The 9445-nt window shown below is 51.5% G+C and carries 9 protein-coding genes; 2 read left to right on the top strand and 7 right to left on the bottom strand.

Annotated elements, in window-relative coordinates:
* Window positions 1-589: 589 nt before the first annotated feature.
* The 7 genes from HMPREF0673_RS10575 to tsaB all read right to left on the bottom strand — a co-directional run bounded on the left by HMPREF0673_RS10575 (window position 590) and on the right by tsaB (window position 7502).
* The gene (locus HMPREF0673_RS10575; RefSeq protein ID WP_007902107.1) at window positions 590-1315 is read right to left on the bottom strand and encodes a Bax inhibitor-1/YccA family protein; all 726 of its coding nucleotides are present in this window, start codon (window positions 1313-1315) and stop codon (window positions 590-592) included.
* Between the two features lie 96 nt (window positions 1316-1411).
* Window positions 1412-2833, bottom strand: a complete 1422-nt coding sequence (rseP, locus tag HMPREF0673_RS10580) for an RIP metalloprotease RseP (protein ID WP_007902108.1) — start codon at window positions 2831-2833, stop codon at window positions 1412-1414.
* Window positions 2834-2993: 160 nt separating this feature from the next.
* Complete coding sequence (locus tag HMPREF0673_RS10585) at window positions 2994-4139, bottom strand: 1-deoxy-D-xylulose-5-phosphate reductoisomerase (RefSeq protein WP_007902114.1); 1146 nt, start codon at window positions 4137-4139, stop codon at window positions 2994-2996.
* A gap of 120 nt (window positions 4140-4259) precedes the next feature.
* Window positions 4260-4781, bottom strand: coding sequence for a ribosome maturation factor RimM (gene rimM, locus HMPREF0673_RS10590; RefSeq protein WP_007902115.1), 522 nt, complete (start codon window positions 4779-4781; stop codon window positions 4260-4262).
* A 104-nt stretch (window positions 4782-4885) separates the two neighbouring features.
* Window positions 4886-6190, bottom strand: coding sequence for a UDP-N-acetylglucosamine 1-carboxyvinyltransferase (gene murA / locus HMPREF0673_RS10595; protein WP_007902116.1), 1305 nt, complete (start codon window positions 6188-6190; stop codon window positions 4886-4888).
* A 12-nt stretch (window positions 6191-6202) separates the two neighbouring features.
* Window positions 6203-6805 carry a DUF4290 domain-containing protein gene (locus HMPREF0673_RS10600; protein WP_007902117.1) on the bottom strand — a complete coding sequence of 201 codons (603 nt, stop codon included), beginning with the start codon at window positions 6803-6805 and terminating at the stop codon, window positions 6203-6205.
* A 7-nt stretch (window positions 6806-6812) separates the two neighbouring features.
* Window positions 6813-7502, bottom strand: a complete 690-nt coding sequence (tsaB, locus tag HMPREF0673_RS10605) for a tRNA (adenosine(37)-N6)-threonylcarbamoyltransferase complex dimerization subunit type 1 TsaB (protein WP_022430871.1) — start codon at window positions 7500-7502, stop codon at window positions 6813-6815.
* Between the two features lie 240 nt (window positions 7503-7742).
* Between tsaB and HMPREF0673_RS10610 the strand changes: the two genes are divergently transcribed.
* Window positions 7743-8618: a YicC/YloC family endoribonuclease gene (locus HMPREF0673_RS10610; RefSeq protein ID WP_007902121.1), complete on the top strand. Its 876-nt coding sequence runs from the start codon at window positions 7743-7745 to the stop codon at window positions 8616-8618.
* Window positions 8619-8633: 15 nt separating this feature from the next.
* The gene (gene gmk / locus HMPREF0673_RS10615; protein ID WP_007902123.1) at window positions 8634-9200 is read left to right on the top strand and encodes a guanylate kinase; all 567 of its coding nucleotides are present in this window, start codon (window positions 8634-8636) and stop codon (window positions 9198-9200) included.
* The last annotated feature ends 245 nt before the right edge of the window (window positions 9201-9445 follow it).

A 9445-nucleotide genomic window follows, 5' to 3' on the forward strand; every position in this document is an offset into this window, starting at 1 on the left:
AGATTCTTCCCCCTGGGTTTATCGGGTGAGCCATGATTACTCTTAGAAGTTATAAATGGCGAGCATATAAAAAAACGGGACTAAAGATAGTCCCGTACTTTTATAACCTTTTCTCACGAAAAAACTATTAATCAACAACAAAATTCATTCGTTTGTGACTCCACCGCCGTGGATTACTCTAATACTTGTAGTCTTTTGCTTAAATAACATTGCTTAATGTGTGTATGAAACGTAATCTGATGTATGTGTAAACTCTAATTTTAATTCGTGTAACTCTCTAACTTACTTTTAAATAACTCTCTAAATTATTAACTCTCTAACAATTACTACTTTAATTTTAAACTATTCTTCCTTTTACATTTGCAAAGTTATTCAATAACTATCAACCCCACAAATTTATTCAACAAACGCCCTTTTTCGTTCAATTAAAAGAATTACAGCTATAATTATGAGCACAAAAAAGCGGAGAATTACGTCTACTTTCGCACGATAACTACTTGAAAGCTATCAAAGTAAAACGTAATTCTCCGCCCGACGTTTAAATCGTAAGTTGACTTAGGCACACATGCGCCAAGCCGTACAGACGTTATTAGTCCTTATTGTTTCCGAAGATACGGAGCAGATAAAGGAAGAGGTTGATGAAGTCGAGGTAGAGGCTCAACGCACCAAGCAGAGCGAGCTTCTGCATGTGCTCGCCCGCATCGGGTGCCTGCATACACATCTGCTTGATCTTCTGCGTGTCGTAAGCGGTGAGTCCGACGAAGATGAGCACACCTACGTAGCTCAAGATATAGTCGAAGCCTGTGCTGCCCACGAACATGTTGACAACAGTAGCTATGACAAGACCTATCAAAGCCATGAACAGCAGCTTGCCGAGCGACGTAAGGTCGGTCTTCGTTGTGTAGCCCACGAGCGCCATAACGCCGAATGTGCCGGCGGTGATGAAGAATGTCTGTATGATTGCCGGCATACTGTAGGCTAAGAAGATGACAGACAACGTAGCACCGTTCACAACCGAATAGAGCACGAACAGCAACGTTGCGGTTGCGAGCGACAGACGGTTGATAGCACCGCTGACAGCAAACACGAGTGCAAGCTCGGCGATAATCAATCCCCAGAACAATGCCTTATTGGTGACAATGGCAATCAGCAACGACGGAGTCGTAGCAACACCGTATGCCGTCACACCAGTGATAACAAGTGCGAGAGCCATCCAGATAAACACTTTACGCATCAGCGCAGAGAAGGCAGTAGACATTGCAAAGTCGCTGCCTTGGAGTGATTCGGTATCCAACCACCATTTTGGTTCTTTCATAATTTTCTATTTTTAAATTGTTTTGTTTCTAATTGTTTGTCCGTAGCGGCTAAGGTTGGTTAGCAGCCACAGCACGCTACGGAAATGTATTACACCTTATATTATATGCAGGAATCGCAATATATCGTTGAGGTTCGCCATAACCATGAGCAACAGCAGAACACCGATGCCGATATACTCGGCGTATATCATAAAGTTCTCCGACGGCTTGCGGCGAGCAATCATCTCGTAGAGCAGGAAGAGCACGTGTCCGCCGTCGAGCGCAGGGATAGGCAGGATGTTCATAAAGGCGAGGATGATGCTGAGGAAAGCGGTCATCAACCAGAACGAGTGCCAATCCCACTGCGACGGGAACAGACTGCCAATAGCACCGAAGCCACCGAGCGACTTCGCTCCTTCAGCCGAGAAGAGATACTTCATGTCGCCTACGTAGCCCGAGAGCACCTTGCAGCCATACTTAACGCCTGCAGGGAACGACTCGAAGAAGCCATAGTCGATGTGTGTAACCTTATACTGGGGCTGCTGTGGCATATAGCCGAGCACGAGGCGCATCGGCTTGCCCTTAGAGAACGGTGAGAAACCACCTTCCGACACAGCGTCGAACTGTCCCTTTAGTGTGAGTGTATCGGTCTTACCCTCCACCTGACGCTCTACGGTGAGCACAGCGGCGAGTGCCTTCACTGTGTCGGCGTGTGTCTGTGCGCAGGTGAACATATCGGTGCTGCGTCCTGCCTCGTAGGTGAAAGCAGAGAACGAGTCAATCTGCTTACCATTAAGCGAGAGGATGCGGTCGGACTTCTGCAAGCCCATGCGCTCAGCTGCCGACTTCGGACTCACGCTGTCCACCACAGCCGGTACGTATGGCTGTACGAACATAGGCACGTTCTTCAGCATACTCAGCAAGTCGAGGTCGCCGGGAGTGTTTATGGTCAGCTGCTTGCCGTCACGTATCACGTACACCTCAGTGGCGTTAGCCAGACCGCGATACATATCAGCCTTTGCATCCTTGAACTCTCCGAGATTGGTGCCGACAAGTATGTCGTGATCCTGGAAGCCGAGTGCCTTCGCTTCCTTGTTGAACAACATTCCCTGCGCCATATCCTTCGGACGGACGTAGTCCTCACCCCATGTGAAGAGACACATGGCGTAGATGAACAGCGCGAGGAGGAAGTTGACGAGCACACCACCTATCATTATAAGGAGTCGTTGCCAAGCCGGCTTCGAGCGGAACTCGTATGGCTGAGCAGGCTGCTTCATCTGCTCGGTGTCCATCGACTCGTCAATCATACCCGATATTTTGCAGTAGCCACCGAGCGGAAGCCAACCGATGCCGTAGGTTGTATCACTCTTCTTCGGCTTGAACTTGAACAGACTGAACCAAGGGTCGAAGAAGAGGTAGAACTTCTCGACGCGTACGCCAAAGAGTTTCGAGAAGAAGAAGTGTCCGCCCTCATGCAGAAGCACGAGGAGCGAGATAGCCAGCATAAACTGGAGCGCCTTTATAAGAAATATTTCCATTTAAGAGTTTTGAGTTTTGAGTTTTGAATTTTGAGTTGTGCGCTTCGCGCATTTTGAATTTATGAATTTTGAATTGAGAGTTGTGAATTCCATATTGAATAATTCCTCATCGGCGCAGCCGACAATTCAAAACTCAAAATTCAACATTCAACATTCTACATTACAACATGCTTGCAGCAATGCGTCTTGCCTCTGCGTCCGAAGCTATATAGTCGTCGTATGTAGGTTGTGCGATGAATGTGGCACGCTGCATCGTAGCCTCGATGATGTCTGCCATCTGCAGGAATCCGCAGCGGTCGTGGCGGAACGCCTCGTTCACCACTTCGTTGGCAGCGTTCACTACGCACGGCACGTTGCCACCGCGACGTATCGACTCGTATGCCATTGCGAGACAGCGGAACTTCTCCATGTCGGGCTCGAAGAACTCGAGTGGCTGACGGAAGAGGTCGAGACGGTCGCCGTTGAGCGGAAGACGTTCGGGGAACGAGAACGCATACTGTATAGGTAGGCGCATATCGGGCACACCGAGTTGTGCCTTAACGCCGCCATCGCGGAATTGTACCGCACTGTGCACTATCGACTGTGGGTGTACCAGCACCTGAATCTTGTCAGCCTCAACGCCGAAGAGCCACTTCGCTTCAATCACCTCGAAGCCCTTGTTCATCATCGATGCTGAGTCGATGGTGATCTTCGCGCCCATGTCCCATGTTGGGTGGCGCAGAGCATCGGCAGCCTTCACATCGCGCATCTGGTCGAGCGTGAACTTGCGGAACGGACCGCCCGAAGCGGTGAGCAATATCTTCTCTATCTCGTTGTCGCCTTCGCCCACTAAGCTCTGGAAGATGGCTGAGTGCTCGCTATCTACGGGCAGGATGTTCACATGATATTCAGCTGCGAGACGGCAGATGAGGTCGCCGGCTACGACAAGTGTCTCCTTATTGGCAAGGCAGATAGTCTTGCGTGCCTTGATGGCGTGTATTGTTGGCGAGAGTCCGGCGAAGCCAACCATTGCTGTAAGCACCATGTCTATAGGTTGTGCCTCCACTATCTCGTCGAGAGCCTTTGCTCCGGCATACACCTTGATGTCTGGCAGGTCGGCAAGCAGCAGCTTCAGTGCTTCGTAGTGGGCTTTGTTGGCTATGACAACGGCAGCCGGGCGGAACTTGCGCGCCTGCTCAACAAGCATCTCGTAGCGGTTGTTGGCTGTGAGACAGTACACCTCGTAGCGGTCGCTATGCTGTTCTATTACGTCGAGTGCCTGGGTTCCGATCGAACCGGTGGAACCGAGGATACAGATTTGTTTCATTGCTATTGATTGTGTTTATTGCTTGATATTCTTGTGGAATAGAAGAACTAGAAGAACTAGAAAGACTAGAAGAACTAGAAAAACTAGAAAGACTAGAAAAACTAGAAAGCTAGCCCCTCATTACAGCTCTGTCAGTCCTTCGGGCAGGTTCATCGTTATCGAGCGGTGCTCAGCATCCACCTCGACGATGAGGTCGTCGGAAGCAGGGATGAGCAGGTCGGTGCCGTCGGGGGTGAGCAGGCAGAAGAGCGTATTGATTGTAGAGTCGTCGACGGAGTGTATCTCGCCTACAACTTTGCCAGTACGCTCGTCGATGACCTTAAAGCCGACGATAGCAGCCCAAGAGAGTTCCTCTCCATCGGTGTCTACGTGCTCGCGTGGGAAGTAGACATCGCAACCAGTCAGCTCGCGTACACGCTCCTGAGAGTCGATATCGGCGAAGCGCACGAGTGCCGTTTCGTCGTTCTTAAAGCGATATTCGTCGAGGAAGAACGGCACGAGGATGCCGTCGATGTCGAGAATGAGGTAGTCGGCATCTACGCGGTCGAAGATATCGTCATCGAAGTGGAACGACACCTCGCCGTCCACACCGTGCGGTTTGCCTATCTTACCTATCTTATATACTGTTTCTTTCTTTATCATTTCTTTGTTAGTTGACGAGGAGACGAGTTGAAAAGTTGACAAGGGAACGAGTTGACGAGGAGATATGCTCACAAGTAAACGAGTTCACAAGCCAACGAGTTGCTTTACACTCTACTAATCTTTGCTCCCAATGCGTTGAGTCGTGCTTCTATGTCCTCGTATCCGCGGTCGATCTGTGCGATGTTGTCAATACGGCTTGTGCCCTTAGCACCGAGAGCGGCGATGAGCAATGCGATGCCGGCGCGGATATCAGGGCTCGACATACGACCTGCGCGTAGCTGTTTGTTGCGGTCGTGTCCTACGATGACGCAGCGGTGTGGGTCGCAGAGTATTATCTGTGCGCCCATATCGATGAGCTTATCGACGAAGAAGAGTCGACTCTCGAACATCTTCTGATGAACGAGCACCGAGCCACGAGCCTGCGTAGCAACCACGATGAGCACCGAAAGGAGGTCGGGTGTGAGGCCGGGCCACGGTGCATCGGCGAGTGTCATTATTGATCCGTCGATGAACGAGTCGACTACATAGTGCGACTGGTGCGGTATATATAGGTCGTCGCCGTCCACTTCTATCTGCACACCGAGTCGGCGGAATGCATCTGGGATGACTCCAAGCTGTTTAACGGCGCAGTCTTTTATGCGTATGCCGTCGCCTACCATTGCTGCCATACCGATAAACGAGCCCACCTCTATCATGTCTGGCAGGATGCGGTGTGTGGCTCCATGCAACTTCTCCACACCCACGATGGTGAGCAGGTTAGAAGCGATGCCGGAGATATTGGCTCCCATAGCGTTGAGCAAGTGGCATAGCTGCTGGATATACGGTTCGCAGGCTGCGTTATATATTGTCGTTGTGCCCTCTGCGAGCACGGCAGCCATGACGACATTGGCAGTGCCAGTCACCGAAGCCTCATCAAGTAGCATGTATGTGCCGTGCAGCTTCTCCGCCTCGATGTTGTACACATGACGCTCGTCGTCGGAGTTGAACTCTGCACCGAGGTTCTTAAAACCAAGGAAGTGGGTATCGAGACGTCGGCGACCTATCTTGTCGCCGCCTGGTTCAGCCACAACAGCCTTACCGAAGCGTGCGAGCAGCGGACCCATCATAAGCACGCTGCCTCGTAATGCGGCGCACTTCTTCACGTATTCGTCGCTGGCGAGAAACTCAAGGTTGAGTTCGTCTGCCTGAAACGTGAAGTCGCCCTTACCGTTGCGCATCACTTTCACGCCTACATCCTGCAACAAGCGTATGAGATTGTTGACATCGAGAATATCTGGGATATTTGTTATTCGGACGGGGTCGGGGGTGAGGAGCACAGCAGCAATCACCTCAAGCGCCTCGTTCTTGGCTCCTTGCGGTGTGATGGTGCCGCGTAGCGGACGTCCGCCTTCAATTATAAACGATTCCATAAGCTTTGTAGTTTATTTTCTACGACGTTGTCTTCTCTCCTGATTGCGTGTCGGAGCCTCTGTGCGGTCGAACTTAAACGTGTCGAGGTCGAGCTGTATCTTGCCGTCGGTGTAGTCGGCAAGGTCGGAAGCCACCTTCTCGTTGTCGATAGAGCCGTGTCCCCAGAGTACGAGGTCGCGCTTCATTTGGTTGGCAGCGAGGCGTGTCAGTTCGGTGCGTTCCACTCCGTTGGGCATATTCTTAAGCAACTCGAACACTTCGAACATCATGTTGCCGTAGTGACGCACCGGAATACGCTTCATCGGATAGCGCATCGGTGCCGGTTTCTTCAGCATGTTGTGCGCCTCGGTGATGTCGCACGGGTAGTCGATATCGAGCTGAAAACCGCTCATCAGTGCGAGGTGGTCCCACAGTTTCTGTCGGTAGTCTTTATTCTCGTAGTTGTGCGGCATCATGCGCTCCATGACCGCGATTATGGTATTGGCACAACGCTGACGCTCGGCACGGCTCTTCAAGCCGACACAGTAGTCGACCATCTGCTGCACCTCGCGTCCGTATTCGGGCAGCACGAGGTGCTCGCGTTGTGTATTATAGTCTAATCCTTTTATCTTCATATATCTATTACAGTAACTTCTTTGATTCTTTCGCCACGAAGTCCTTCAGATAGAACGGCACAAAGTATGCCACATCTTCGAACTTCTCCAGCGCGATGCGCTTCTCGGCGAGCGGATACATCCACTTGGCGAGTGGGTGTACGTTCTTTATGAGGCGCGCATTGGGATGGTTGATAACCTCCATACACTTCTCGGCACCGTTGCCGAAGAAGTAGACCGGCCCGCGATCGAGGTATTCCTTGTACGTGTCGGCATCGACGATGTCCGCCTGAATGCCACGCACCTCGTGCAGCGCACGGTCGTAGACAGCCGAGTAGACCTCCATGCGGCGTGCGTCGAGCATCGGACAGAGCAGTGCGCCCTCCTCCACTTCCTCGCGCAGCAGCACGGGTACAGTCATCAGCTCGAGCGTAGGCACCGAGATCAGCTTCAGGTTCTGACCGTAGCAGATGCCCTTTGCCATCGACACACCGATGCGCAGACCCGTGTACGAACCCGGACCGCAGCTCACGGCTACGGCATCGAGCGGTATGGCATGGCTGTCGGCAAACGACATTGCCTCGTCAACATATACGCCGAGTTTCACGGCGTGGTTCGGACCATCAAAGTCTTCCTTGGAGAATATACACGCGCCATCCTGACTGACGGCGACAGAACACACATTAGTGCTCGTATCAATGCTCAATATACACGACATTCTTTTCTTATTTTTTTCTGCGTCTGCAACTACTAAACACCATAATAACTCATAATCGGTGCTTAATGGCAGACTACACATTAATATAATAGATTGCAAAAATACAATTTTTTATTCAAATTCGCCCATTAACGAAGCGTTAAAAAAAACAAGCAAACGTTTTTTTTCATATATGGAAAATATTAGCTACATTTGCATTCCGAATAACAAACAAGCATATATAAATAACAAACACGCAATATGATACTTTCAATGACCGGCTACGGCAAGTCTGTCGCAGTCTACAATGGTAAGAAAATCAACGTCGAGATAAAGTCGCTGAACAGCAAGGCACTCGACCTTTCAACACGCATCGCCCCTCTCTTCAGAGAGAAGGAGATGGAGATACGCCAGGCTATCCAGGCGAAGGTGATACGTGGCAAGGTCGACTTCGCGATATGGGTGGAGAAGGATGCCACAAGCGATGCCACGACCATCAACACCGCGCTCGCCAAGAACTACTGCGAGCAGATAAAGAGCGTGGCTGCGGAGTGCCAGATACCGCTGCCTGCCGACTGGTTCATCACGCTGCTGCGTATGCCCGACGTGATGTCGAAGGTGGAGATAGAGACGCTCTCTGACGAGGAGTGGGTAGTGGCACGCAAGGCCATCGACGAGGCTATCGACGCACTCGTGGCGTTTCGCCAGCAGGAGGGTGCCGCGCTGCAGAAGAAGTTCGGCGAGAAGATCGACAATATCGAGGCTCTACTGAAGAGTATCGAGCCTTACGAGAAGTCGCGCGTGGAGAAGATTCGCACACGCATCGTCGACGGACTGAGCTCCATCCCAGAGGTTGACTACGACAAGAACCGCCTTGAGCAGGAGCTTATCTACTACATCGAGAAGCTCGACATCAGCGAGGAGAAGCAGCGACTCGCCAACCACCTCAACTACTTCCGCGAGACAATGGCTGAAGAGGGAGGTCAGGGCAAGAAGCTGGGCTTCATCGCGCAGGAGATGGGACGCGAGATAAACACTACCGGCTCGAAGAGCAACAACGCCGAGATGCAGAACATCGTGGTGAAGATGAAGGACGAGCTGGAGCAGATTAAGGAACAAGTGCTGAACGCGCTTTAAATTCAAAACTCAAACATGGGTAAACTCATTATATTCTCCGCTCCAAGTGGCAGCGGCAAAAGCACAATCATCAATCGTTTGATGCAGCGTCCGGAGCTGCACCTCGCCTTCTCCATCTCGTGCACCTCACGCGCTCCGCGTGGCACCGAGCAGAACGGTGTAGAGTATTTCTTCATTACTCCCGAGGAGTTTCGCGAGCGCATCAGTCGCGACGAGTTCCTCGAGTACGAGGAGGTGTATCAGGACCGCTTCTACGGCACACTGAAAGAGCAGGTGGAGACACAGGCTGCACGCGGCGAGAACGTGGTGTTCGACCTCGACGTTAAGGGTGGCTGCAACATCAAGAAGTTTTATGGCGACCGCGCACTGAGTCTGTTCATCCAACCGCCATCGGTGGAGGAGCTGCGTCGCCGCCTCGTCGGACGCGCCACGGATGCGCCCGAGGTGATTGAGCAGCGCATCGCACGCGCCGAGTTTGAACTGTCGCAGGCCCCGAAGTTCGACCGCATCATCATCAACGACGACCTTGAGAAGGCTGTCGAGGAGACCTACGAGGCTATCCGCTCATTCATCGAAGAGTAGTATCTTAGGAGGGTATGGCATCCTGCCATACCCACGCCGCCACATGGTATTAGTAGCGGACTTTCCCACAGAACGCACAAAATTCACAGAACCTCCTGCTGAGAAGAGTCTCCCACAGATTGCACGGATGAGCACAGATTATTGGGGGCGTAGGAGTCCCACGGAATTCAGAATTTTCTGCTGTGTTCTGTGAATTCTGTGGGAGAAAGCTATAGCAAGAAAGTTCTGTGAATTCTGTGAATTCT

Origin of the sequence: Leyella stercorea DSM 18206, assembly GCF_000235885.1 — a bacterium.
In the GTDB taxonomy this organism is placed as follows: domain Bacteria; phylum Bacteroidota; class Bacteroidia; order Bacteroidales; family Bacteroidaceae; genus Prevotella; species Prevotella stercorea.

Bases quoted from the DNA above. Each gene is read 5' to 3' on its own strand.
- HMPREF0673_RS10575 (WP_007902107.1), bottom strand. From the start codon at position 1,315: ATGAAAGAACCAAAATGGTGGTTGGATACCGAATCACTCCAAGGCAGC.
- rseP (WP_007902108.1), bottom strand. From the start codon at position 2,833: ATGGAAATATTTCTTATAAAGGCGCTCCAGTTTATGCTGGCTATCTCG.
- HMPREF0673_RS10585 (WP_007902114.1), bottom strand. From the start codon at position 4,139: ATGAAACAAATCTGTATCCTCGGTTCCACCGGTTCGATCGGAACCCAG.
- rimM (WP_007902115.1), bottom strand. From the start codon at position 4,781: ATGATAAAGAAAGAAACAGTATATAAGATAGGTAAGATAGGCAAACCG.
- murA (WP_007902116.1), bottom strand. From the start codon at position 6,190: ATGGAATCGTTTATAATTGAAGGCGGACGTCCGCTACGCGGCACCATC.
- HMPREF0673_RS10600 (WP_007902117.1), bottom strand. From the start codon at position 6,805: ATGAAGATAAAAGGATTAGACTATAATACACAACGCGAGCACCTCGTG.
- tsaB (WP_022430871.1), bottom strand. From the start codon at position 7,502: ATGTCGTGTATATTGAGCATTGATACGAGCACTAATGTGTGTTCTGTC.
- HMPREF0673_RS10610 (WP_007902121.1), top strand. From the start codon at position 7,743: ATGATACTTTCAATGACCGGCTACGGCAAGTCTGTCGCAGTCTACAAT.
- gmk (WP_007902123.1), top strand. From the start codon at position 8,634: ATGGGTAAACTCATTATATTCTCCGCTCCAAGTGGCAGCGGCAAAAGC.